General features: G+C 55.1%; 21 protein-coding genes and 1 tRNA gene. 8 read left to right on the top strand and 14 right to left on the bottom strand.

The genetic code is table 11. The features are described 5' to 3' along the window. Window positions 1-137 precede the first annotated feature (137 nt). The 4 genes from FHR99_RS07040 (at window position 138) to FHR99_RS07055 (ending at window position 4,237) form a co-directional block, all read left to right on the top strand. Entirely contained in the window at window positions 138-1,220 is a 1,083-nt protein-coding gene (locus FHR99_RS07040) for a DUF2817 domain-containing protein (protein ID WP_183409798.1), read from the top strand. Further along, window positions 1,217-2,326 carry a peptidase C39 family protein gene (locus FHR99_RS07045; protein ID WP_183409799.1) on the top strand — a complete coding sequence of 370 codons (1,110 nt, stop codon included), beginning with the start codon at window positions 1,217-1,219 and terminating at the stop codon, window positions 2,324-2,326. Before FHR99_RS07040 ends, FHR99_RS07045 begins: the two co-directional genes overlap by 4 nt. Further along, complete coding sequence (locus FHR99_RS07050; RefSeq protein WP_183409800.1) at window positions 2,323-3,612, top strand: flavohemoglobin expression-modulating QEGLA motif protein; 1,290 nt, start codon at window positions 2,323-2,325, stop codon at window positions 3,610-3,612. Before FHR99_RS07045 ends, FHR99_RS07050 begins: the two co-directional genes overlap by 4 nt. 73 nt (window positions 3,613-3,685) lie before the next feature. After that, on the top strand, window positions 3,686-4,237 hold the full coding sequence (locus tag FHR99_RS07055) for an acyloxyacyl hydrolase (RefSeq protein ID WP_183409801.1): 552 nt from the start codon (window positions 3,686-3,688) through the stop codon (window positions 4,235-4,237). 18 nt (window positions 4,238-4,255) lie between these two features. On the opposite strand, the gene FHR99_RS07060 is transcribed toward FHR99_RS07055, so the two are convergent. Both FHR99_RS07060 and FHR99_RS07065 read right to left on the bottom strand, forming a co-directional pair. Further along, a complete protein-coding gene (locus FHR99_RS07060) occupies window positions 4,256-6,637 on the bottom strand; it encodes a TonB-dependent receptor (RefSeq protein WP_183409802.1) in 2,382 nt (793 codons plus the stop codon). A 117-nt stretch (window positions 6,638-6,754) separates the two neighbouring features. Further along, a complete protein-coding gene (locus tag FHR99_RS07065; protein WP_183409803.1) occupies window positions 6,755-9,163 on the bottom strand; it encodes a TonB-dependent receptor in 2,409 nt (802 codons plus the stop codon). Between the two features lie 567 nt (window positions 9,164-9,730). Between FHR99_RS07065 and FHR99_RS07070 the strand changes: the two genes are divergently transcribed. After that, the gene (locus FHR99_RS07070; RefSeq protein WP_183409804.1) at window positions 9,731-11,605 is read left to right on the top strand and encodes an amidase family protein; all 1,875 of its coding nucleotides are present in this window, start codon (window positions 9,731-9,733) and stop codon (window positions 11,603-11,605) included. Between the two features lie 207 nt (window positions 11,606-11,812). Here FHR99_RS07070 and FHR99_RS07075 read toward each other — a convergent pair. The 6 genes from FHR99_RS07075 to FHR99_RS07100 form a co-directional block, all read right to left on the bottom strand. After that, window positions 11,813-11,902 (bottom strand) — tRNA-Ser (locus FHR99_RS07075). A 132-nt stretch (window positions 11,903-12,034) separates the two neighbouring features. Beyond that, window positions 12,035-12,241: a carbon storage regulator CsrA gene (gene csrA, locus FHR99_RS07080; RefSeq protein WP_183409805.1), complete on the bottom strand. Its 207-nt coding sequence runs from the start codon at window positions 12,239-12,241 to the stop codon at window positions 12,035-12,037. 76 nt (window positions 12,242-12,317) lie between these two features. Next, window positions 12,318-13,544, bottom strand: coding sequence for an aspartate kinase (locus FHR99_RS07085; RefSeq protein WP_183409806.1), 1,227 nt, complete (start codon window positions 13,542-13,544; stop codon window positions 12,318-12,320). Window positions 13,545-13,652: 108 nt separating this feature from the next. Then, window positions 13,653-16,244: an alanine--tRNA ligase gene (gene alaS, locus FHR99_RS07090; protein WP_183409807.1), complete on the bottom strand. Its 2,592-nt coding sequence runs from the start codon at window positions 16,242-16,244 to the stop codon at window positions 13,653-13,655. Window positions 16,245-16,516: 272 nt separating this feature from the next. Next, on the bottom strand, window positions 16,517-16,702 hold the full coding sequence (locus FHR99_RS07095; RefSeq protein ID WP_183409808.1) for a Trm112 family protein: 186 nt from the start codon (window positions 16,700-16,702) through the stop codon (window positions 16,517-16,519). Window positions 16,703-16,750: 48 nt separating this feature from the next. Further along, window positions 16,751-17,563 (bottom strand): M23 family metallopeptidase, encoded by an 813-nt coding sequence (locus FHR99_RS07100; protein ID WP_183409809.1) that lies wholly within the window; start codon window positions 17,561-17,563, stop codon window positions 16,751-16,753. Between the two features lie 53 nt (window positions 17,564-17,616). Between FHR99_RS07100 and greB the strand changes: the two genes are divergently transcribed. After that, a complete protein-coding gene (gene greB, locus FHR99_RS07105) occupies window positions 17,617-18,117 on the top strand; it encodes a transcription elongation factor GreB (protein ID WP_183409810.1) in 501 nt (166 codons plus the stop codon). On the opposite strand, the gene FHR99_RS16580 is transcribed toward greB, so the two are convergent. The 4 genes from FHR99_RS16580 to FHR99_RS07125 all read right to left on the bottom strand — a co-directional run bounded on the left by FHR99_RS16580 (window position 18,089) and on the right by FHR99_RS07125 (window position 21,907). Further along, window positions 18,089-18,940 carry an EamA family transporter gene (locus tag FHR99_RS16580; RefSeq protein WP_183409811.1) on the bottom strand — a complete coding sequence of 284 codons (852 nt, stop codon included), beginning with the start codon at window positions 18,938-18,940 and terminating at the stop codon, window positions 18,089-18,091. The genes greB and FHR99_RS16580 overlap by 29 nt on opposite strands. A gap of 3 nt (window positions 18,941-18,943) precedes the next feature. After that, on the bottom strand, window positions 18,944-19,330 hold the full coding sequence (locus FHR99_RS07115; RefSeq protein WP_183409812.1) for a c-type cytochrome: 387 nt from the start codon (window positions 19,328-19,330) through the stop codon (window positions 18,944-18,946). After that, on the bottom strand, window positions 19,327-20,826 hold the full coding sequence (locus FHR99_RS07120) for an FAD-binding protein (RefSeq protein ID WP_183409813.1): 1,500 nt from the start codon (window positions 20,824-20,826) through the stop codon (window positions 19,327-19,329). Before FHR99_RS07120 ends, FHR99_RS07115 begins: the two co-directional genes overlap by 4 nt. 121 nt (window positions 20,827-20,947) lie before the next feature. Then, on the bottom strand, window positions 20,948-21,907 hold the full coding sequence (locus tag FHR99_RS07125) for a hypothetical protein (RefSeq protein WP_183409814.1): 960 nt from the start codon (window positions 21,905-21,907) through the stop codon (window positions 20,948-20,950). 303 nt (window positions 21,908-22,210) lie between these two features. On the opposite strand from FHR99_RS07125, the gene FHR99_RS07130 reads away from it, so the two are divergent. Then, the gene (locus FHR99_RS07130; RefSeq protein ID WP_183409815.1) at window positions 22,211-22,909 is read left to right on the top strand and encodes an EthD domain-containing protein; all 699 of its coding nucleotides are present in this window, start codon (window positions 22,211-22,213) and stop codon (window positions 22,907-22,909) included. A 49-nt stretch (window positions 22,910-22,958) separates the two neighbouring features. Next, window positions 22,959-24,194 (top strand): alpha/beta hydrolase, encoded by a 1,236-nt coding sequence (locus tag FHR99_RS07135; RefSeq protein WP_183409816.1) that lies wholly within the window; start codon window positions 22,959-22,961, stop codon window positions 24,192-24,194. Window positions 24,195-24,216: 22 nt separating this feature from the next. Here FHR99_RS07135 and FHR99_RS07140 read toward each other — a convergent pair whose 3' ends face one another. Together FHR99_RS07140 and FHR99_RS07145 are read right to left on the bottom strand one after the other, a co-directional pair. Further along, window positions 24,217-24,624 carry a periplasmic heavy metal sensor gene (locus tag FHR99_RS07140; RefSeq protein ID WP_183409817.1) on the bottom strand — a complete coding sequence of 136 codons (408 nt, stop codon included), beginning with the start codon at window positions 24,622-24,624 and terminating at the stop codon, window positions 24,217-24,219. 130 nt (window positions 24,625-24,754) lie between these two features. Beyond that, window positions 24,755-25,093: a HopJ type III effector protein gene (locus tag FHR99_RS07145; RefSeq protein WP_183409818.1), complete on the bottom strand. Its 339-nt coding sequence runs from the start codon at window positions 25,091-25,093 to the stop codon at window positions 24,755-24,757. Between the last annotated feature and the right edge of the window lie 3 nt (window positions 25,094-25,096).

Genomic DNA, 25,096 nt, shown 5'->3' on the forward strand with positions numbered 1-25,096 from the left:
TCACTCGGGAAGCGTTGAAATCGGGCGAATTGTCAGCCCAAAATAGGGAATTCACAATAGGCCTGCAATACTTATTTACAGACCCGAAAAGCGGCGTATGATTCAGCTACTTTTCCACCCTGTGCAGGTATCTGGCCATGGCCGCTCTTCTGCCCGCTCTCGATCTCAGCGCCTTTGCCAGCGACTACCGCCAGGCACGCAAAACCTTTCTCAATCGAGCCGAAAACCTGCGCTCACTAGCGGGCTTTGACTGGATTCAGCATCGCCACCCACAGGCCGGCCCGGACGGCACGGCCCTGCACTCGGATTGGCTGCTGCTGTCGCAGTCCCCAAACCCCGAACAGCTTCTGGTATTGATCTCCGGCACCCACGGTGTTGAAGGTTTTGTCGGCTCGGCGGTACAAAGTGATATTCTCGCTGAAGCGGCCTCACTGCTGGAAAACCCCAAGCTCGGCATTCTCATGATTCACGCCCTGAACCCCTGGGGCTTTGCGTGGCTGCGCCGCTGCGACCACGAAGGCATCGACCTGAACCGCAACTTTATCGACTTCAAAGCCGGCCTGCCCAACAACGGTGCCTACGCCAGCATGCATCGCCTGCTCAGTCGCGCAGATGAAGGACTGAACGGCTTCGACAACGCAGCCCTCGACGGTATTACCCGCGGCCAATACCAGTACCCGAACGGTTTGTACTTCGGCGGGCACGGTCCGAGCTGGTCTCGAGAATGGCTGGAGTCGCGCAAACAGAGCAGCCTGTTTCAGAAAGCCCGGCACATTGCGGTAATAGATCTGCATACCGGCCTCGGCCCCTACGGTTACGGTGAGGTTATCAGCGACCACCCGCAAAATACGGCCGGTTTTGAACTAGCCCGCCAGTGGTATGGCGCCAACGCCATGTCGAGCGCACTGGGCGAATCGGTGTCCGCACCTAAGATTGGTTTGCTGGATTACTTCTGGCACCGACTGATGGGCGATCGCGGCAGTTTTGTCACGCTGGAATTCGGCACCTATGCAGCCGATGAAATGCTGCATGTCCTCATTGATGAACAGCGCTACCATCGACAATGCCGTGATGGGCACATCAACCGGGATCAGAACCACCCTGCCGTGGCAGCCCTGCGTGATTTCTTTTACCCTCAGGATACGAACTGGCAACAATCGGTGCTATTGCGCGCCCGTCAGGTCATTACACTTGCTCTGGAAGGAATGGCAAACTCGTGAGTGTCGTTGTTCGCGCAGGTACAAAGTTTGATGTGGACAAGCTGCTGCAGCTGGAAAACACCTGCTTCGCGACCGACAAGCTGTCGCGCCGCAGTTTCATGCGCTTTGTCAGCAAGGGTGCCCACAACCTGTTGGTAGCCGATGAAGCAGGCAACTTATTTGGCTATGCGCTGGTGCTGTTCCGCTCTGGCACCAGTTTGGCGCGCATCTACTCTATTGCGGTCTCACCGGAGGCCCGGGGCAAAGGCATCGCCAGCAAGCTGCTGGAGCAGGCTGAGGCGATTGCAGCTCGCCGCTACTGCCTGTTTATCCGCCTCGAGGTCGCTACGGGCAATACCGCCGCGCTGGAGCTTTACCGCAAGTTCGGTTACCAGCCCTTTGCCCATATCAAGCAGTACTACGAAGACGGTGGCGATGCCGAGCAGCTGGAAAAGCGTTTGCTGCCTGTGCCACCCACTACCGCACCCGCGCCTTACTACCAGCAGACCACCGAGTTCACCTGCGGTCCGGCGTCTCTTATGATGGCCATGCAGGCCCTCGACAAAAGCTATGTGCCGGCCACACAGGAAGAGCTGCAGATCTGGCGCGAAGCCACCACCATTTTCATGACCGCCGGCCACGGCGGTTGTTCACCCCACGGACTGGCCTTGAGCGCCCATGCGCGCGGCTACCGCCCGGTGCTCTATATCAATACCGACGAGATCCCCTTTCTAGACTCAGTGCGCGGCGAAGACAAGAAGCGGGTACTTACTCTCGTGCACAAAACGTTTGAAGAGCAGATGCAGGCTGCCGGGCTGGACGTTCGCCAACAAAACCTCAACGCGCAGGAAATTCAGGCCATACTGTCATTAAAGCGTCCAGTAGTTGCCCTGATCAGCACCTGGATGCTAAACCGGAACAAGGCGCCCCACTGGGTGTTTGTTAGCAATGCCAATGAGGACTTTGTCTACATCAACGACCCCGATCCACCGGATGCGCCGTGGCAAACGGCAGACTACCGGCGGGCGCCGATTCCGGTAGAAAACTTTGTGCGAATGGCAGCCTTTGGGCGGCGTAAACTCCGCGCCTTTCTGGTGCTCGACAAACCTGAACAGGAGACCGCGTGACCTACCGCGAACAACTGAAAGCCCTGTCCAATGAACTGCTGGCTCTGCAGAAACCCATTCTGGTACTCGATGCCATCAAATGGCCCTATCAATACAAAGTCGACTTTCTCGCGCACGGTGGCACGCGCCTGCCACCGGTTGATGCTGCCTTTTACGAAAAACAGCGCCTAAACTTCGACGCCGCCAGCACCCAAGCAGCGCTGCGGGATCTGCAGCAGCGCATCCGCAACAGTCTCGGCGCCAGCGATCCACTGGGCCTGATGCTGCAACAGACCGCCGAGCAGTATCAGCTCGTTGTCGATATGCTGCAGCACCGCGGCAAACCGGGCTTTATGCACAACTCCCAGAAGCTCTACGGCTCTGCCAGCGATCACCTGCGCGGTGACCGCAAAACCCTGCTAGAGCTCAGTGAGCGACTCACCCATATTTTTTCGCTACCGGCCGCGCTCAAACTGAATACGGCCTACCCAAAAACCATCGATGCTGAAACGGCCGTTGCCCAGCTGCGCTCGCGACTGGAACCCTACTTTCCAGCGGGCGCGATCAAGGTTGCCCTGTCAGACGGCATTGTGTCCGATGCCTCCGCCGGCGGTGACACCCTCAAGGTGAACAGTCAGGCACACTTTTCAGCGTTGGATATTCAGGTATTGGAAGTACACGAGGGCTGGGTACATCTGGGTACAACCCTTAACGGAAGAGCACAACCCTGGGCGACTTGGCTAAGTGTGGGATCACCCCGCATTACCGCGATACAGGAAGGATTGGCGGTACTCATCGAAACACTGACCTTCAGCTCCTTTCCCAATCGCGCACGACGGATTTCAGATCGCGTGGTGGCTATTGATATGGCTGAGCGCGGTGCGGATTTTATCGAGGTCTACAGCTACTTTACTGAAAAGGGCCTCAGTGAAGGTGACGCCTATACGATTGCCCAACGCACTTTCCGCGGCGGCGATGTGACCGGCGGATCCTGCTTTACCAAGGATCTTTCTTATGTGCGTGGTTTTATCGAGACGGTTAACTTTATCAAGTCTGCCATTCTCTCGGATGCTCCACAGGTTTTACCCTTTTTATTTGCCGGCAAGGTGACGCTCGACGATATTCCGGTACTGTATCAGTACCATCTGGAAGGCATTATTGAAGCACCGACCTTTCTACCCCCCATGTTTAGAGACCTTAACGGTCTCTATGTGTGGTTTGGTTTTGCCAGTGGTTTGTCGTCGATAGACCTGAATAGTATTCAGCAACATTTCAAAGATATGTTTACCGCTCTGCGTTCTCACTAAGGAATTGAAACTTTCCCACCCTGGTTCCCCAACGCAGGCTATACTCCATTTTTTGCTAGGGGAATTGCCTTCAATGGGGAATAAAAAAGTTGCACTGCTAGGCGCTGCATTGATCACCTTGAGCCACACCGCCAGCGCATTTGAAATGCCATCCAAAGAAGCCTATTTCGGCGTTCTGGCTCACAACAAAGGGCCCATTGCCAGCGAGACGGAAGACGGCCCAGACATTAACCTCGCTTACCACCTCCTTCTAACCGACTGGCAATGGGGCGATACACCCTGGGGGCTTTACGGCCACGGCGGCGCAGTGATTAACCTCTCTAATGGCACAAGTTATGTCTATGCGGGCCTGAATACACTCGCGCAAATTGGTCAGTCAGATTGGTTCTATACCATCGGTGCCGGCATTGCCGTGCACGATGGCGATCTGGAAAAGGAATCACCCGATCGCCGCGAACTGGGCAACCGGACTTTATTTCGGCTGGAAACCAGCCTGGGTTATCAGTTCAACCCCGATCTGTCGCTGTCCTTTGTGTTTGACCACATTAGCCACGGCAGCATATTGCACGATGACAATAATCGCGGGCTCGATACCTACGGTCTGCGTCTGGGGTGGCTGTTCTAGCCACCTCGCCAATTAACATCAGTCGCCAAACTCATAGACCAGATCAATCCCTACACGAGCCAGCACACCGTAATTGTTAACCGCAAAACCCAGCAGGCCAAAATCAATCCCGAACTCGCGGTATTCCTTGTCGGTCAGGTTCTTGCCCCACAGCGCCACCCTCAGGCGACCATCTGCAAGCGGGATATCTGCCAGTGTGGCGCGGGCATTAACCAAGGTATAGGCCTCAGTCTGATCGTACAAAAAGAGCTGTGGATGGAAGCTGATCGAATCCACATAGGTCGCGTCGAGTCGCAGTGTTAGCTGACCAAAGGACCAGGGCGCACTCTGGAATTCAATGGCGACAGCGCCTGAATGCTCTGGCGCATACAAATTTTCCGTTACCTCATCCGATATATCGCGATTTGAGCCGCTGGAAAAGCCCGTCACCGGATCCACTGGCCCCGAGATAAACTCCTTGTACTCCACATCCAGAAAACCGTAGTTAGCGATCAACCGCAGCCCCGGTGTTGGAATAAACACCGATTCGATTTCCAGCCCGCGAGTCACTGATTCCCCGGCATTTACAATCACACTGGATGCACCACCGCTTCCCGCTTCAAACTGAGCAATCTGACGGTCGGTATAATCCATCTGAAAAACCGACAGGTTTAATCGCAAGCGACGATCGAGAAGATCCGATTTTATGCCAATCTCATAGGAGGTGATTTCTTCCGGGTCAAACGGGGTACTAAAGGAACTGCTAGTTTGTGCGCGCACATTGTAACCGCCGCTACGATAGCCGTTGGCAACACGTAGATAACTACTGACTTGATCGGACCACCGGTAATCTAAACTGAAACTCGGGCTAAAGTTATTCCAGGAATCGCTACTGGTAACACGCACTGCGCCGCTGGCACCGTCCAGATTGTTTTGCAAGGTGCTCTCTTTTTCATCTTCGGTGTAACGCAGCCCAAGCGTCACATCAAAGTCGGTAAACAGGTTGTAAGTGAACTGCCCATAGATGGCCCTCGATTCATTCTCCAACTCGTAGGCAAAGGGAGCAGACAGCCACGTTGCATTCGAGGCCACGCCGATGGGCGGCAAAGTGACTCCGCCAGCGGCAGCTGCAATAAAGCGGGTAGGCAAAACAAACTGCTGAGGATTATCTTCCGTCGCCTCTTCATGAAAAAGATAAATGCCTGCGGTATAGCTCAAGCGCTCATCCAACGCTTTACCGGTTAGCTGAAATTCCTGCGTGATCTGACGGTGGAAATTGTCGCGGGTAGCCGAGAACAGTGGCACCAGCGTTCCCACCGGCACATTGGACGGCGAGGACCTGTCACGCAGATCCACAACATCCCCATTGTTCTGCACGGGAAACGCGCCAAACTCCGTACCGCGTGCTGAACTATCCCATTCACGGACGTTGGAAATAGACTTCACAAGTAGGCTGTCCATCGCATCCCACTCCAAAGTGATGGAATGGCTGTCGATATCGGAATTACTTTCACCCGGGTCAGTATTGATAAACGGCAACACACTCAGCCGGTCTTCACTGGCAGCGGCCTCAGCCTGCTCGTAGTAAGGACCTCCGTAAAAGGCGCTTGATGGATCGGCATATACTGCCCGCACATGACTCAACTGCTGGGTATTGGCATTGCTCTCGCGATCCGATTTGTCGTAGATATAATCCAACGCAATGTTATCCGAGGCCTTCCAGCGCGCAGCTAAACGGAAATACTCGCCTTTGCTATCACCCAGAGACTCTCCGTTATAGAGACTCTCCAACTCCCGCTCCGATGTATTTCTCAAATAGGAGAACTTCAGTGCTACCGGCCCTAAATCCGGTGAATCGACGCTCGTCATAACCCGGCTGTAACCGTGGTCACCGCCTCCCAATGCCAATTTGAAGGCGGGCTCACCGGTGGGCTTTTCAGTGATGATATTCAGGGCGCCACCAATGGTATTGCGCCCAAATAACGTGCCTTGTGGCCCACGCAAAACTTCAATACGTTTCAGATCGACAATATCGAATGCCAAGCCCGTCGTGCGCGCGAGATAGACACCGTCCATGTAGACACCCACGGTGGGGTCGATGGTCAGGGCCGTTTCACCCGAGGACACACCACGAATCGCCATCGCGTAGTTGTCCTGACTACCGCTTTGCTTCTGCATCCGCAGATTGGGGGTAAAATTGGCAACATCCTTCGCTTCACTGGCTCCCATCTGCTCAAGGTCGCTGGTCGAGAAGGCCGCCACAGATACCGGCGTATCCTGCAGAGATTCCTCGACTTTTCGGGCGGTGACAATGACCTCCTCAATCGTAACGAAGCGCTTGTCGGCAACCTGTGAGAGGGCAGAAGGGATCATTAATAGGCTGGCGCTTAAACCAACCGCGAGGCGGTAAGTACACTTCATTGTCACACCTGAATTTAATAGTTATTACGGCGTAACTTACACTCTATGCTCCTGACCGATATCTGTAAACAAAAAAGGCCAGCTTAGAGCTGGCCAATTCTGCTACGTGGAGTCGTTTCAGCGGTTGAATTGGTAGATAAAATCCAAGCCCCAGCTGCGCAATTCACCCCAGTTAGAGACCGCGAAACCGAGCTGACCAAAATCGATACCGAAGTCGCGATACTCTTTGTTCTCGAGGTTTTTCCCCCAGGCGGCAACGGTTAGGGTCCCATCCATAAAGGCTGGAATTTCTGTGATGGTTGCGCGAGCGTTAACCAACTGGTGTTCGTTAGACTCATCATAAAGATTCAGCTGGGGATGGAAGCTGATCTCATCGGTGAAGGTAGTATCCACACGCAATGTCAGCTGCCCCCACTCTTTTGGCGCAAAGGTGTACTCCAGTGCCAGTGATGCCTGATGCTGGGGGGCATAGGTATTATCAAGAGCACCATTACCTGCGATATCGACATTGCTATTACCAACTGGGAAGCCGGTCACCGGATTCACTTTGGTCGTAATGAACTCTTTATGATCAACATCAATATAGCTATAAGTTGTGATCACCCGAGCACCAATGAACGGCAGGTACACGGCTTCGATCTCAAAACCATCAACGACGTTTTCACCCGCATTGACAATATTGGTTGAAGCACCACCGCTGCCCGCAGAGAACTGAGCTACCTGACGATCTTCATACTCGGTATGATAAACCGCAGCGTTTAGTCGCAACTTGCGATCAAAAAGATCAGACTTCACACCCAGCTCGTAAGAAAGAATATTTTCTTCGTCAAAGGGTGTGCGGAAGTCGGCTTCTGTTGACGCGCGGACGTTATAGCCACCGGAACGGTACCCTGTCGCGATACGAAAGTAGGTGCTGATTTCATCACTGAAGCGATAATCGGCTGTAAAGCTTGGCGTAAATTTCGTCCAGTCATTATCATCGACAAAGGTTTGAACCGTTGATGGATTGCCGAAGCCATTTGTCAACGTTGTTTCCTTGTCATCCTTGGTCCAGCGATAGCCGAACGTCAGATCCAAGTCAGGCGCTACGTTCAAGGTGAACTGGCCATAAAGCGCCAGCGATTTGTTGTCCGTCGAATACGCAAAGTCAGGACGGCCAATTAACGACGCAGTACCGATTAGAGTAGCGTTGAAACCGGGGTTCCCAGGCGTACATACCGCACTGGCCGCAAGGCATGTCGGCAAAATAAAGGACTGGGGATTATCTTCGTCCGCCTGCTCTTCGAAATAATATAAGCCGACATTGTAGTTCAGGAATTCGCTGAACATAGTTCCAACTACCTGAAACTCCTGCGTCAACTGTTTCTGAAAACTATTTCGTTGAGCTGCAAAGATCGGTAGCAGAGTCCCGCCTGGCACCGGCGTAAATACCGGACCGTAGGTTCCACTCAAGTCATACACCGTACCAAACGTGACCGGAAAAGACCCAAACTCCGTGGCGCGGGACAGGCTGGTCCAGTCACGGTAGCTGGAGATTGACTTAACAGTAGAATTTTCAGCCCAGTCCCAGCTTACGGTTACGGCGTGACCATCAATATCAGAAGCCGTTTCATCAACGTCTGAGCTAGTCATATAAAGTTTGCTTAGCCTATCCGCACTCGCTCCCGCTGCAGCATCGACATAGTATTGTCCACCGTAGGTTGGGCTCGACGGGCTGGCATAAGTGGGTCGAACGTGAACCAATTGGGTCGTTGCCGTATTACTCTGACGATCAGACTTGTCATACACATAGTCCACCATCACCGTCTCGGAAGGCACCCAGTTTACGGCTAGGCGATAAGCCTGAGACTCACCATTACCGAGCTGCTCGCCCGTGTAAATGCTTTCATTCTGCCCATCATGCTTGGCGGTTCTCATGGAGAACTTAGCCGCCACATTGCCCCATGCTGGTGTATCAACAGTCGTGTGATAACTGCGAGAATCACGAGCGGCGTAAGTCACCGCCTGCCTAAAGGCGAACTCACCTTTGGGCTTTTCAGTAACTACATTAATCGCACCACCAATTGTATTTCGGCCAAACAATGTGCCCTGCGGACCACGCAGGACCTCAATACGCTTCAAATCCACAATATCGAATGCGGCACCGGTACTTCGAGCAATATAAACACCGTCCTGATAAATACCCACCGTAGGGTCAATCGCCAAAGCCGTCTCGCCAGAGGCCACACTGCGAATGCCAATCGCATAGTTATCCTGGCTGGCTGACTGCTTACGCATCGTCAGTCCCGGCGTAAAGTTCGCGACGTCCTTAGCCTCAGACACCCCGATTTGCTGTAGATCTTCTGCACCGAAGGCCGATACCGACACAGGCGTATCCTGCAACGACTCCTCAACTTTCTGGGCGGTTACTATAACCTCCTCAATCGTGGCGGAGCGGTTATCTGCAGGTTGCGCTATCGCGGTTAGCGAGGCGGAGGAAAGTACTGCGGTGAGAACGGATAGTGCCTTTGTATCGGCTTTCTTCATAATGCTTCTGCTCCTGGAGCCAATGAACCTCTAAACGAGCTTGTAAACGCCGCCCCTCGTCTCCCCCCGGAGCAGATTGGCCGGCTGTCTAAACTGTCTTAATTCTTTCAACTAGTTATAGACCATTTTTATGGTGATGCACCAAAAAGGAACCACCTATAGGGGTATTTACCTATCCCCGCAGGCACGGCGAAAACACAAAAAACGTTAAACCTTTGTTTAGAGGGAAGATTCCGGCTTTTCCGACACCTAACCGAAGAAGATATCCGATCTCCGGATAATCCATTTGGACGAACCCAACAAAGAGCAAAAACTGCTCGACCACACAAAAATGTGACACTTTCCCGCTTTCAAATCCCCGCTTTGCCCCGAAAGCGTGCGCAATTCACCGACGCATGCCTCACCAAAAAGCAATGTCACACACCGTAAAACCCACACAATGTATTAATTGCTTACATTTCATAGACCTACAATTTCGGCGTTACGCTTGGTAACACTGGCCCGGCGATTGCTACACAACTCAGGTAAAAACCACTGACACCTTTTTGTGTAGTACGAGGTCACCTTATGAATCGCAGCTTGCTCTACCCACTATCCTTGCTCCCGCTTCTATTTGTTCTGACGGCCTGCAACGACTCCGGCAGTTCCAGCCCATCGCCCAGTAGCGAGGCTGTAGAAAACCCCGACGAGCCGAAAGACCCGCCGGTGACTCCCGGCGTCTTCACTATTGAAGAGACCACCATGGAGCAGGTTCACCAGGCGCTGGCGGGGCAACTGCTGCTGGACGACGGCTCAACACTGACCTGCGAAGGTCTGGCAAAGCTTTATATGAACCGTATTTATACTTATAACGATAATCCTCAGGCGAATGGCGGCCTGCCTATTCGCGGCGTATTGGCCATCAACCCTGCCAGCCTGGCACAGGCTCGTGAGCTGGACGCCCTCTATGCCCGCGATAGCGGCATTGGCGAACGCTATCTGCACTGCATGCCAGTTCTGCTCAAGGACAATTACGACACTTTTGATTATCCGAGTTCGCAGGGCTCCTACAGCATGCTCGGTCATCAGGCCGGCGTAGACGCTCACTCGGTTGCCGGTTTGCGCGCAGCGGGGGCATTAATTCTCGGCAAAGCCAATCAGGATGAGTTCGCCTTCTTCACCACCGGCTTTTCCAATCGCGCCATTCAGGTCAGTAATCCCTACAACACCAGCGAAAGTCCTGCCGGGTCGTCTTCCGGCACGGGGGCGTCTATTGCCGCCAATTTCGCCCTCGGTGGCACCGGCAGCGACACCTGCCAATCCATACGACACCCCTCGTCGGTAAACGGCCTGGTCGGCATCCGCCCCAGCCTCGGCGTGATTTCCCAGCACGGCATTTTCCCACTCACTCACGCCCGGGATACTGGCGGTCCGATGACGCGCACTGTCACAGACGCCGCATTGATGCTTCAAGCCATGGCCGGCGTCGATCCACGTGATCCGAAGACGGTGCTGTACCCGCAGGAGCTGCGCCCGGATAACTACACCCAGTTTCTTGATCGGAACAAGCACGGTATCGCCGGCAAGAACATCGGCGTGGTGCGTCAGCTGGGCAGCAACAGCAACGCGGCGGGCACCGGCCGCCAGGGCGAATTGATCGCCGAGGCCGTTCAGCTTATGGCGTCGATGGGCGCCACTATCTATGACGTCTACCTGCCCGACTTCAGCAACCGCGGCGCTGGTTCACGCCACTATGATATGAACGAATACTTTGTCACCTTCGAGCGGGAAGGCGGCAGCAGCCCGCGAGCTTGCGTCAGCAGTGCTGCGCTTGATCTGCTTGCAGACCGCGACAGCGTTGCCCACGACCGTGAAAACTGCACCGGCATTGAAGGGATCGTAGAGACCGGCCGCGTCGGGCCGAGAACTGCAGCATTATTTGCGCTGGTCGCCACCGATGATCCTAACCGCGCCCCCAGCGAAGACGAACTTAATGGCATTGTGGATGTTCGCAACTACACAACATCCATCATGGATGCATTACGCGATGAAAATGACGACCCGGTCTTTGATGAAAATAATGAACCAGTGCGAATCGATGCGCTTATTCTCAGCCCCGGACCGACGGGAGGCAGAACCTGCGACTTTGGCTCAAGCACCCAGATGGGCTCTATCGTCGTTCCTGTGGGCTTTGACGAGTCTATTGGCGTACCGAGGGGCATGGAAATTTTTGTACGCCAATACGACGAAGGAACCGGCCTGGGCATTGCCTATGACTATGAGCAAGCGACGCTGCACCGAAAGCCACCGGCGCTGACGCCGTCTCCGCTCTCCGGGGATGAAAACATTGCCGGTTTTAATGCGCGTATGCAGCAGGGCTTGATGGACGCAGCTACGGCGGCACCGGAGGAATTGCCGCTTGAGGTTTATCAGGAGGCTTTGTTGGGGATTACGGGGTTTTGATTGGCTTATTGGCACGTATGAGGAGATGTACGTATCGGGGGAGAGGGATTCATCAAAACAGCCTTTGGGGCTGTTTTGACCCTTCGGGCGGCGCGGCTTGCAGCCGCTTGTATCAAGTTGCATGCAACTTGTCGAACCCGCGAGGGTTCTTGCCCGCCCTGTTCGCCACATACAAAAAACCCGGCATTTAGCCGGGTCTTTTGTATGTGGCGGAGAGGGAGGGATTCGAACCCTCGATCCAGTTTCCCAGATATACCCTTAGCAGGGGCACGCCTTCAGCCACTCGGCCACCTCTCCGTGCTATCAGATTGTCAGCTTTTGATAAGACCGCGCTAACTGCTTGAAAAACATACAGCTACGCTCATCAAAAACGCGCGGCATGATAACATACTGAGAGAATATGCAAAGGGGTAATGAGGAAATCAGTGGTCAGCCGGCGTCTTCTTGCGCCATATCCGATTCTTCAACTTCTGACTCTTTCTGTATCTTTTCATACACTTCCTGTCGGTGTACCGCGACATCCCTGGGTGCGGTTACACCTACACGAACTTGATTACCCTTAACACCAAGAATCGTAACGGTGACCTCATCCCCAACCATCAGAGTTTCACCGATCCGGCGAGTAAGAATCAACATGCTGCACCTCCATATCTACCTATCCATAGGTAGTACTGCGCGCCTAACAAGGCGTGTTAGAGCAGCAAGACTACTATCAGGCCGGTTCTTTGTCTAGCTCAAAGCCGTCGTGGAGAGCCCTTACTGCCAACTCAAGGTACTTCTCATCAACCACTACAGAGATCTTGATTTCTGATGTTGTGATCATCTGTATGTTGATCCCCTCAGCAGCAAGGATCTTGAACATCTTACTGGCAATGCCCGCGTGGGAGCGCATGCCTACACCGACCAGTGACACCTTGACGATCTTTGCGTCGGTTTTCACCTGCTCGGCACCGATGTTTTTGGCGATACCTTGCAATACCGCTTCCGCTTTCGCGAGGTCATTGCGGTTTACCGTAAATGTTAGATCAGTTTTTCCATCCTCGCCAACGTTCTGCACAATAACATCGACTTCGATGTTGCTGTCACCTATGGGCGCCAGTATCTGCGAGGCAACACCGGGGCTGTCCGGCACGCCAACCACAGTCAGTTTGGCTTCGTCGCGATTGAACGCGATACCTGCAATTGATGGTGTTTCCATTTCCGTTTGTTCCTCAAGGCTGATCAGGGTTCCAGGCCCTTCCTGAAAACTGTGCAATACGCGCAGGGGTACATTAAATTTGCCGGCGAACTCAACTGCCCGTATTTGAAGGACTTTTGAGCCCAGACTGGCCATTTCCAACATTTCTTCAAAGGTAATTCGGTCGAGTCGACGTGCTTTTTCAACCACGCGCGGGTCTGTGGTGTAAACGCCATCAACGTCGGTATAAATCTGGCACTCATCGGCTTTCAACGCCGCAGCAATGGCAACCGCCGTCGTATCTGAACCACCGCGACCCAGCGTTGTGATATTGCCTTGCTCGTCCACACCCTGAAAACCAGCGACGACAACAACGCGACCGGCGGCAAGATCAGCGCGAATATTGTCGTTATCTATTTCACGAATTCGCGCCTTTGTGTAAGCGTTATCCGTCAGAATTTTCACTTGGGCGCCGGTATAGGAGCGCGCTTCAAGACCACGCTCTTCCAATGCCATACTGAGCAGCGCAATCGTGACCTGTTCGCCCGTGGAAACCAGCACGTCCATTTCACGGGGGTTCGGTTTGTTGCTTATCTGTTTGGCCAGATCAATCAGGCGATTGGTCTCACCGCTCATTGCGGACACCACGACCACAATGTCATGGCCTTCTGCGCGGAATTTTCCAACTTTTTCAGCAACAGACTGGATGCGCTCGACCGTACCCACCGAGGTTCCACCAAACTTTTGAACTATCAGACTCATTTCTGCTTTTCCAAATATCAAAAATCTTTACCTGCGCTGCAGGTAAATTCCAAACTGTGCCGAGGCCTAGATTGCTTCGTCGCTGCGCTCCTCGCAATCACGAGTGAATCAGAGACTAGCTACGTACTCGGTAGCGAGCGCCAGAGCCTTTTCTACATTCTCGGGCTGATCACCGCCGCCCTGCGCCATATCCGGGCGACCACCGCCTTTGCCGCCGACTGCCTGAGCAGCCTGCTTCATCAGCTCGCCAGCTTTGAAGCGATCGGTCAGATCCTTGGTGACACCGGCCGCTAGGGCGACCTTGCCGTCGGTCACTGCGGCCAACAGCAGCACGCCGGACTGTAATTTGTTTTTCAGCTGGTCCATGCTGTCGCGCAGGGATTTGGCATCCGCACCCTCAATCTGTACTGCCAGCACTTTGACGCCATTCACCTCGACAGCCTCTGCCGTCAGGTCGCGGCTGCCCGCGGTTGCCAGCTTCGCTTTAAGGCGATCAATTTCTTTCTGCAATTCACGATTGCTGCTGACCAGCTGACTTAACTTGCTATCAAAATTTTCCGGCGTGGCTTTGATCGCCGCCATGGCACTGCCCAGACGCTGCTGATCCGCTTTCATATCTTTCAGGGCCGCTTCGCCGGTGACCGCCTCAATACGGCGCACACCCGAGGCCACACCGTACTCTGCAGTAATGCGGAACAAGCCGATGTCGCCAGTGCGTTCAGCGTGGGTACCACCACAGAGCTCTACCGAGAAATCGCCGCCCATGCTCAGTACGCGCACTTCATCGCCGTACTTCTCGCCAAACAGCATCATGGCACCCGCCTGTTTCGCGCTGTCGATATCCATCACACGAGTTTCAACAGCGGTATTGCGACGCACTTCGGCGTTTACCAGCGCCTCGATTTTTGCCAATTGCTCCGGGCTCACGGCCTCCGGGTTGGAGAAGTCAAAACGCAGACGCTCGGCGTTTACCAGTGAACCTTTCTGCGCCACGTGCTCGCCCAAGACCTTGCGCAAGGCTGCGTGCATCAGGTGAGTGGCAGAGTGATTCAGGACGGTCGCCTGACGGATATCCGCTTTGACTTCAGCGCTAACGGTATCGCCGATTTTCAGTTCGCCACCAGCAACGCTACCGTGGTGCAGGTGATGGCTGCCGTTTTTCTGGGTATCCAGTACTTCAAAGCGAGCAGCGCCAGCAGAAATAACACCTGCATCACCGACCTGACCACCGGACTCGGCATAGAACGGCGTTTTGTCGAGTACAACGATGCCCTTCTCACCTTCGCTCAGGCTGCTCACGGCCTCGCCGTCTTTAAACAGCGCAACGACTGACGCATCACCCACCAGCGAGTCGTAACCGCAGAAAACGGTCTCACCGTCGATCTCCAGTTTTTCACCGGAAGCCATCTTGAAAGAGCTGGCGGCACGGGCGCGTTCGCGCTGCTGCTGCATGCAGGCTTCAAAACCTTCCATATCCAGCGACAGGTCTTTTTCGCGGGCAATATCCGCGGTCAGATCCACCGGAAAACCATAGGTGTCATACAAACGGAAAACGGTTTCGCCGGGAATGACGCTGCCTTTCAGGCCTTCCAGATCCTGCTCCAGAATACGCATACCCTGATCGAGGGTTTTGGCAAACTGCTCTTCCTCGTTCAACAGCGTCTTTTCAATGCGGGCTTGACCTTTCACCAACTCGGGGTAAGCCTCGCCCATTTCCTTGGCAAGCGGCGCCACCAGCTTGTGGAAGAAAGGCTCGTTGGCACCCAGCTTGTTGCCGTGACGGGCGGCGCGGCGAATGATGCGGCGCAGTACGTAACCACGGCCTTCGTTGGAGGGCATCACGCCATCGCTGATCAGGAAGGCGCAGGAGCGGATATGGTCGGCCACCACGCGCAGGGATTTGCTTTCCAGATCCTGAGTGCCGATGACCTCGGCGGCGGCATTGATCAGATTCTGGAACAAATCAATTTCGTAGTTGCTGTGAACGCCCTGCAGCACGGCGGCAATCCGCTCCAGCCCCATGCCGGTATCAATAGAAGGATTCGGCAGAGGGGTCAATTCACCGCTCTCGTCGCGGTTAAACTGCATGAACACGAGGTTCCAGATTTCGATGTAACGATCGCCGTCATCGTTCGGGCCGCCGGGCGGATCACCAAACACGTCTTCTCCGTGATCGTAGAAAATCTCGGAGCTGGGACCGCAGGGGCCGGTGTCGCCCATCTGCCAGAAGTTGTCTTCATCCAGACGGGAAAAGCGATCAGCGCTGACGCCCATTTCCTTCAACCAGATGTCAGCGGCTTCATCGTCAGACACATGAACGGTCACCCACAGTTTTTCCGGCGGCAGTTTGAAAACTTCGGTCAGCAATTCCCAGGCAAACTGAATTGCTTCGCGCTTGAAGTAGTCACCGAAGCTGAAGTTACCCAGCATTTCAAAAAAGGTGTGGTGGCGGGCAGTGTAGCCAACATTTTCCAGATCGTTGTGCTTGCCACCGGCACGCACACAACGCTGGGAACTGGTGGCGCGGGAATAGGGGCGCTGGTCGTCACCCAGAAAAACATCCTTGAACTGAACCATGCCGGCATTGGTAAACAGCAGGGTCGGGTCGTTACCCGGCACCAGCGAGCTGCTGTCCACCGGAGCGTGGCCCTTGCTCTCGAAGTATTTCAGAAAGGCGTCGCGAATCTCAGCGCTCTTCATTAAAAATCCCGTTTTTCTCGTTCAAAGTCAGACACAAAAACCCTGCCAGGCGATTACGCATCGTCCGGCAGGTATCTGGGTACATTCAAAGGGTGGGGAGTATAACGGAAGCTGCGGCGCTTGTATCGCCTGCAGCCCTTGCTATTTGCGGGTTTCAGCCAAGATAGCTCGACCCCGATTGGTCATTGCGAGGAGCCCTGCGACGACGCAATCCCCAGCAGCCTCTGCCACAATCATGAGATTGCTTCGCAAGGCTCGCAATGACAGCACTTTTACCCCAGTTTTTCGTCGGCTGTCAGCTGCCGGGCCTCGCTCTCCAGCATCACCGGAATACCATCGCGAACCGGGTAGGCCAGACCGCTGGCCTTGCACACCAGCTCGTCTTTCTCTTCGTTGTACTCCAGCGGCGCCTTGCTCACGGGGCAGACCAGGATTTCCAGCAGTTTTTTATCGATCATCAGTCTCTCACGGGGCCATCTCGGCCTAAAAATTCTTGGTAGCAGACCTTATTGCTTCGCCGACAGCATTGGCCCTACGTGCAATACAGGGTCCAGCCTGACCTTGTACCAATTCATACGCCAGTCCAAATGCGGCCCGGTGGCGCGTCCAGTAGCTCCGACCTTGCCGACCACCTCACCCTGTTTGACCTTCTGGCCGTCTTTGACCAGCACTTCACTCAGGTGGATAAAGGTCGAAGACACGCCATAGCCGTGATCCATCACCAAGGTGCCGCCGGAGAAGTACATATCCGGATGGACCAGAGTCACGGTGGCATCGGCCGGGGCTACCACCGGGGTGCCGGTGGGTGCAGCAACATCCACCCCAAAGTGGGGGCGGCGCGGCTCGCCATTATAAACACGCTGACTGCCGAATACACCCGTGATGGGGCCTTCCAGCGGCCAAATAAAAGGGCCGGCAAAGGCCAGACTGTCACTGACCACACGCCGTGCGCGAGCTACCTGAGCGTTTTCCCGACGGATGCGCTCCAGCACCTCAGGAGGCGGGTTAACCGTATTCTGCGGCACGCCCTCAATGCGCTGAATGTCGTACTGGCGCTGGCGGATCGTCAGCACCTGTTCCCGACAAGCTTCGCCCTTACAGATTTTCAGCACCTTGGTGGGTTTGGCATCGCGCCCAAAACCGAAGACAAAGCGCCCATCCGGCGTCTGCTGCAATTCCTTTTTACCAAGCCAGACCCGCTCGCCCGGCTGCGCCTTGCCAATCAACAGTCCACCCTGAGCCAGCTCGCCGCTCAGCTCAATGGCCTGAGCAAAACCCGTTGCCATTATCAGCGCCAGCAGCGCCAAACCTCTACGCATAGTGTCCCTCATGCAGAAAGCATTACAATGCGGGCGGTTTTCAAGGAGTCAGCATGAGCCGCTACCGTCCACCGCGCCAGAAAGGGTCAGCTTACATTACCGCCGAGGGCGAAAGAACCTTGCGCGAAGAACTTCGTCAACTCTGGAAGGTTGAACGCCCGCAGGTTACCGCCACCGTGCACGAAGCCGCGAAAAACGGGGATCGTTCGGAGAACGGTGACTACATCTATGGCAAGCGCAGGCTCCGCGAGATCGACAGCCGGGTGCGCTTTCTGACCAAGCGACTGGAAGAGCTAACCGTGGTGGATCGCCCACCCAGTGATCGCGAGAAAGTGTTTTTCGGCGCCTGGGTCACGCTGGAAGACGAGGACGGCGAGACCGTGGAATACCGCATCGTCGGCCCTGATGAATTCGACCTGAAACAGCGCAAGCTGTCGATGGATTCACCGATGGCCCGCGCCATGCTGGGCAAACGCCTGGATGATGAATTCGTGGTTCGCACCCCGGAAGGTGAACGTGATTATTTTATCGTCGCGATTCGCTACGAAGGTTAATCCACACCCCGGCCAGCATCAGTGCCGCACCGGCGAAGACCCACACCGACACCGCCTCCTGAAAAATTACCCACGCCAGCAAAGCAATCAGCGGCAGGCGCAGGAAATCCATCGGAATCACCACATTGGCCGGCGCCAGCGACAGGGCCTTGGTCAGACAGTAGTGGGCCGTTAGCGCGGTAACGGCAATGGATATCAGGCAAGGCCACTGCCAGCCCGGCGGCCAAGCCGGATCGAAAATAAAAGCCACCGCCGCCATCGGCAGCTGCAAGAGGTTCATCAGCACCAGCACAGACAGCGGTGAATCCGTAAGAGTGATTTTGCGGGTCAGCGTGTGGGCAATACCAAAGGCAAAGGCGCCTGCCAGCATGACCAGCGTGCCGAACTCGGGCTCTACCAGCCCCGGCTTGACGATCAAGAGCGTCCCGAGAAAGCCCAGCACCACGGCCGTGACTCGCGGCGGGGTGATTTTTTCATCGAGAATCACTGCCGCAAATAACAGCGACCAGATCGGTACGGTAAATTCCAGCGCAAATACCTGCGCCAGCGGGATCAGAGCGATGGCCACAAACCAGGCGTACTGGGCGAGAAAATGCACACTGTGGCGCAACAACTGCACCCAGGGCTGACGCACCTTCAGGCGATGCACGCCCATAAGCGGAAAACAACAGACCAGAATCGTCACTGCCAGAATATTGCGGTAGAACATCAACTGCAGGGGCGTCAGATCGCCCAGCACAATGCGCGCGGCCACCGCCATGGCAGAAAAGGAGGCAATGGCGCCGGCCATCCAGGCCGCCGCTTTAAGAGGTTGGTGACTCACAGATCAGGGCGTTTCGGGTTCGGAAAAAGTCTTGAGGTATTCAATCACATCGGCGCGATCCTGAGCATCCTCAATCCCCAAACTCATCATCATATTGCCCGGCAAAAACCGCTTTGGATCAGCCAGCCAAACGTTCATCAACTCCGGCGTCCAAACAAAATCTGCCTGTTTTAGCGCATCGCTGTAGTAATCGAAGCCCGGCTGACTACCAACGCGGAGATTGAAAATATTCCACAGGCTGGGGCCATTATTATGCCCCACCCCCTGCTCGGGGTAATGACAGGTTCGGCAGGGCCCAAACTTCAGCCGCCCCCTTTCGGCGTCGCCTACCGGCATTTCAGCATTCACTGAAAACGACAACATTAACAGGACAAGGAATACGCCTTTCATACCCGACTCTCCGCTGCATGACGCCCGGCGCGACGACCGAAGAAACTGCCGTCCCCAAGGGAAATACCGCTGGCGATATAAGGCGCTACGGGCAACCCGGCGCTGGTGCGGCCAGCGGCATAGAGACCGGGAATCGCCTCACCAAAACCATTGAGAACTTGTGCGTTCAGATTAGTGCGCAAACCGCCGAAGGTATGAGCGGGGAAAAAAGCCTTATCAACGCTCAGGTCGTAGGCCACAAAAGGCGCCTCTCCAATGGGACTCAGATACTCCCGGCTTTTGCCGAAGAGCGGATCTTGTTGTGCCCGCGCATGTCGATTGTAGTATCCGAGTGTTTCTAGCAGCGCATCCTTGGGCATGGGCAGCTTCTCGGCCAACTCGCTCACGGTAGCTGCGCGTACAACTTCGGTAACCCGGTAGTCGTCGTAGCCATACTGACTGGTTTTGTCGGTAATCAGCCAAGCCTTGCCGCGCTGATGAAAAGCAATATCGTGACCGAGAAAGGCGTGGTAATGGTCTTCTGTAATAAAGCGCTGGCCCTTGTCATTCACTACAATGCCCTTCAATACATGGTCCGGCAGATAGAGCGGCATAATGGCGAAGCCATGATGCATCTGCGCAGTGGCGCCGCCCGCGCTGACGCCCATCTGAATACCCAGCCCCTGATCGCCCATGTTGCCCCACGGCACTGAACACTGGGCTAATTCCGGTGCATAAACCTGCAACATCTCACGATTGTGGATAAAACCACCCGCGGCGAGAACAACGCCACGTTTGGCACGCAACTGCCGGGTTGCACCGTCCATCTCGACCTGAATGCCGCCGATGCGACCATCGGACTCCACAATTAAACGCTGACAGGTAACACCCGTCAGATACTGGACTCCGGCCCGTCGGGCCGCAGGGATTAAAGCCTCCATCAGACTGCGGCCGCCCGTCCATCCCGAATGACCCGGCACATGACCGCGCGGCGCGGCCGGGATTTTATCGGCGAACTCCGACACCTGCTCAGAACCTGAGTAATAGAGAGAATCGCTGGTTCCGGGCAAGCCCTTGGCCGGCGTGTACGAAGGTTGATAGTGCACACCTTGTGCGACCAGCCAGTCAAAGTGCGCAACCGACTGTTCGCAATAGAGTTCAACCTTGTCAGTTTGTGCGTAAAGACCACTGGCGGTAAGAATGTAATCGCGCATGGCCTCGACTGTATCCTCAACACCACACGCCTTTTGCAGCGCAGTGCCCCCGCCACAGTACACCACGCCACCCGACATGGCTGAAGATCCGCCTAGCTTCGGCAGCATTTCCAGCACCAAAACCTTGGATCCTGCTGACGCCGCCTCGATAGCCGCTGACGTACCAGCCACCCCCGAACCAACGACAATAACGTCAACACTGGCAAACCAGCTTTTAACCGTACTCGACGGCAAGGCAGAGGCAGCAAGTGGCGCAGCAGCGAGTCCTGCGACCAAGGAACGTCGGGATAAATGAGTAGTCACCTAGAGTCGTCCTGCACCGGGAAAGTGCAGAAAGCTTACACGAAAAGCCCGCCTCTACTGGGCGGGCTGGGATAAATCACGAAGCAGGCTCAAGTTGTTAAACCTGCTTCAGGGTGCTCCTTCAGGCCTCGGGAAGATCATCCGGCCCTGCCGGAGCGGCAGGCTCTTCATCGGGGGCAGACGGCGCCGCCGGCACAGAAGGCGCTTGGCCACCGCCGGATGACGGACTCTCAGCCTGCAGCGAAACCGTTACATTGACGATCTCAGAAACCTGAAAAGGCTGCGGCAAAGGTGATTGCTCCTCTGCGTCAGAAGGCACGCCTACGGCGATATTTACACCATCACTGTCAGGCGCACTGCTACCGTCACCGTCAGGGGCATCTGGCTGCTGCGGCGCAGTGGGCTCGACATTGCCACCCCCATCAGGTGCTGACGGAGCACTGGGTGCTGAAGGCTGCGACGGTGCAGACGACCCTGACGGAGCGCTCGGTGCGCTGGACTGCTGAGCCGCCGCCAGAGTATCGGGAAGACTCGTTACCTGAGTCTCAATCGCCGATACCCGATTTTCCAGCTCGCTCTGGCTAGGTGGCTCAGCGTTGGAAACGGCCGTTACAAAACCTTCAGCATCCGGCGTTGACTGTTCATCCATACCTCCGCCCATCGCGGTTGGATCATTCGGAGCCGATGGCGCGCCAGGCGCCGCTGAGCCATCGGGCGCTGATGATCCGTCAGGCGTTGACGGGGCACTCGGCGCTGGCGGTGTTCCACCGCCGCCTGAACCACCTTGGTTTTGCACAAACTCAGCAGTTTGCTGACCCAAGCCGGGCAGCGACGCTGAATTGGTCTGGGCAACAATTGAACCGGCAAGAAATTCAGTGACGTTAAAATTCACACCTGCGTCACCTTCCGGTGTTGCTGCGCTAGTCAGCGGTTCGGTCTCCAATGACGACTGACCATTCACACCCAGCGGCAGGGAATCTCCCAAGCCTCCGGGCAGGATGCCAGTCCCCACAGGGCCTTGCGCTACGGCGGCACCGCTTGCGGCAAGCAAACTGACTACAAGTGTTTTTTTAACAAACATCTGCTCCTCCTTTTGCTTCTCGTATTGGCCATCCTTACGCGTTGAGATAGGTATTAGTGCTTCAAGTTTCGGTGAATATTAACAGCGCCAAGCACGCGTGATCAGACGCACAGTTTTATGGTTTCACCCTTTAAAATACCTGCTCTCACGTTCTCATGAGTCCGTAAAAATAGTGATCGGAATTGCTTGATCTGCAGATTTGAACCAGCGCGATAAAATTCTTTATCACCCGCCTGTGCGGTGTTTGTCGCGTACGGTTTGCGCTAACCTGAAGCCCCACTTACCACGATTAAAGAGATAACAATGGAAAAGCTGATCTACATGCTCTGGAAGCCGGAAAATGAGTCCAGCGATGCATTTCGCGACACGATGCTCAATAAGGTAACGCCTGAACTGCGGCGCGAAACTCCTCATACCATTCGACTTTGCGTATCGGACTCCGACGTAGCGGCAGCCGCCCCTTATCGCCTGGAAAGCGTTTCTCCCGCTGCCGATGCCATCATTTCCATCTGGGTAGACAGCAGCGTGTACCGCGAGCGTCTGGAAACTATCCTTGCTGAACACAGCCAACGCTTCTGTGGTTATCTGGTGACCGAGTCTGAGCCGCTACTCAATAACCGCTATCCAGCCAAACCCGGCGCCCGAACGGAAGGCATGAATCAGGTGGTTTTTCTGCAGAAACCGGAACGCCTCAGCTTTGACGAATGGATCGATATCTGGCACTGCAGTCACACGAAAATCGCTATCGAAACCCAATCTACTTTTGGCTATCGACAAAATGTGGTGACGCGCGCCCTGACGCCAGATGCACCGCCCTGCGATGCCATTGTCGAAGAAAACTTTCCGGAGGCTGCTATTCACGGACGAGCCGCATTTTACGATGCCGAGGGCAAGCCCGAACTTCAGCAGGAACGAGAGAAGGTCATGATGGAGAGCTGTGCGCGATTTATCGATTTCGACAAAATTGACTGCATACCCATGAGTGAATACCTTGTATCCTGAACAGCGCACAACCGATGATAAAACCCGATAAAAACAAAAGAGTCGTAATATGCTGATCCTGTCACTGTTCTGGGCCTGGCTGGCCTGGAATTGCTATCACCCCTGGCGCGGAAAACCTGAAGCATTTGGTGTGATCAGCTTTACTTTTGGCCTGCTGGTGGGCGAACTGCCTCTGCACTTTATCGTGATGGAGTTTCTGATCACCATTGGCCTGATCGCCAGCGGCGGGCTTTATGGACTGATTGATGCCTCTGCGGTACTGATTGCCGGCGCATCTTGGCTGGCGCTGGCCCAGTTCTATTCTCAGGCCGATGGCGCTCGACAGGATGTGCTCAAAGCTGCCCGCCAGATACTCGGCGACAATTTCATTGACGCCATTCCTCCGGAACGGCGACGCGATATTCCGGATCGCCCCGAACTGCCAGACCTAATCAATCCTTTCGCCTTTCAGGTGCCTGGAGTGAAGCGCGTTCGCAATGTGACCTATCACGAGCAGGATGGGCGAGCGCTCAAGCTGGACATTTTTCACCAGGAAAACCTGCCACCCAACGCTCCCGTATTGTTGCAGATTCACGGCGGCGCCTGGGTGATTGGCAACAAAGATCAACAGGCCCTACCCCTGATGGGACAATTGGCCAGTCGCGGCTGGGTCTGCGTTACCGTGCAGTATCGCCTGAGCCCCGGCGCCACCTTCCCCGATCACATTATCGACTGCAAACGGGCACTGGTGTGGGTCAAAGACCATATTACCGAGTATGGCGGTGACCCCAACTTCATTATTGCGACCGGCGGCTCGGCCGGCGGTCACCTCTCAGCCCTGCTTACCCTGTCGGCAAATGACCCCGCTTTCCAACCGGGCTTTGAATCCCGCGATACCCGCGTACAGGGTGCGGTGCCGTTCTACGGTATTTACGACTTCACCAATAGCCTCGGCCAACGTCGTCACAAAGGGCTGGAAGATCTGGTTGGCAAGCGCGTGCTTAAGTGCATGCTCAGCGATGAGCCGGAACGCTGGCAGCAGGCTTCCCCCCTGTTTCACGTCAATGAGTCTGCGCCGCCCATGCTGCTTATTCATGGCGAGGGCGACACACTGGCTCCCGTTGAAGAATCCCGCGCATTGTATAAAGTGCTGCGCGAAACGCCGGGCGTCAGAGCAGGTTTGGCCGAGCTGCCTTACGCCCAGCACGCTTTCGAACTTTGGTATTCGCGCCGCAGTTTGCAGGTGATTTACGCACTGGAGTATTTTCTTACGGCGTTGCACGAAGACTATTTGAAGCAGCGCTGAACCGACACAAATGCAATAGCGCTTACTGCTGTACCTGCCGGGCCCGCTTAAGCAGAATAGCGCGCTGATCTTCCGTCAGTACGTTCTGAATCTTGGCCTGTAGCAAAGCGGTTTCAGCGGTCAGTTCACCGCTCAGCTTACCCAGCTTGGCGGATTGCTTGCGGATTGCCCTTTCATTGAAGTCAGGCCCGATTTCCTGCCCCAGCTCGATTTTCATCGACTGAATTTCGCGGCTCAGTTTCGTCGTGGCCTGCTCTGATTCAACTAGCAAAGCCTCAATTTCCTTTTCTTGAGCTTCGCTCAACCGCACAATGCTGTCGAGCCGCGCGACCTGATCGGCAGCAGCATTCGCATTACCCGCAGGGGCGCTTTGCACCAGCGCAGAGAAACTCACTAAAAGGGCCAAGCCCATCCATTTCACTAGCTTCATAAAAACACTCCTCTATTCCGCGCTTATCGCGGGTCTGATACTGCTGCGTGAGAGTGTTTGGATAGTGTCAGGGCAGGCGAGGTTCCTGTGAATACTGCACAGGAGCGCTAGTCGTTAGGAGAAAGAGAGGCTAAATAGCCGTCAGCGCCTCGCCAGAAAATTCAACGCCGTCCCAGCCCGTGCGCATGAAATTGCGGATATTGGCGTGATCCTCACCGTCCGGGTGTTGCAGCACATCCTGAGTGTAAAAATCACCAAACGCATTAAGCGTGGAATTTTTATCGAGGCCGTGCAGTTTCGCAAAGGCGAAAATCTTGCACGAGCCGTTATTGCTTCCCGAAGAGTTTTGCGCCTCGCCGTTGCGAAAGGCGGTGGGCGTGAAGGCATAGTTTTGGTCGATTACGGCCATCACATCGTCAAAAGCCACCGGGCCGGCTCGCAGGGCGCCGAGCAGCTGTTCTACAGTCATTGT

The organism is Litorivivens lipolytica (genome assembly GCF_014191715.1).
In the GTDB taxonomy this organism is placed as follows: domain Bacteria; phylum Pseudomonadota; class Gammaproteobacteria; order Pseudomonadales; family Spongiibacteraceae; genus Litorivivens; species Litorivivens lipolytica.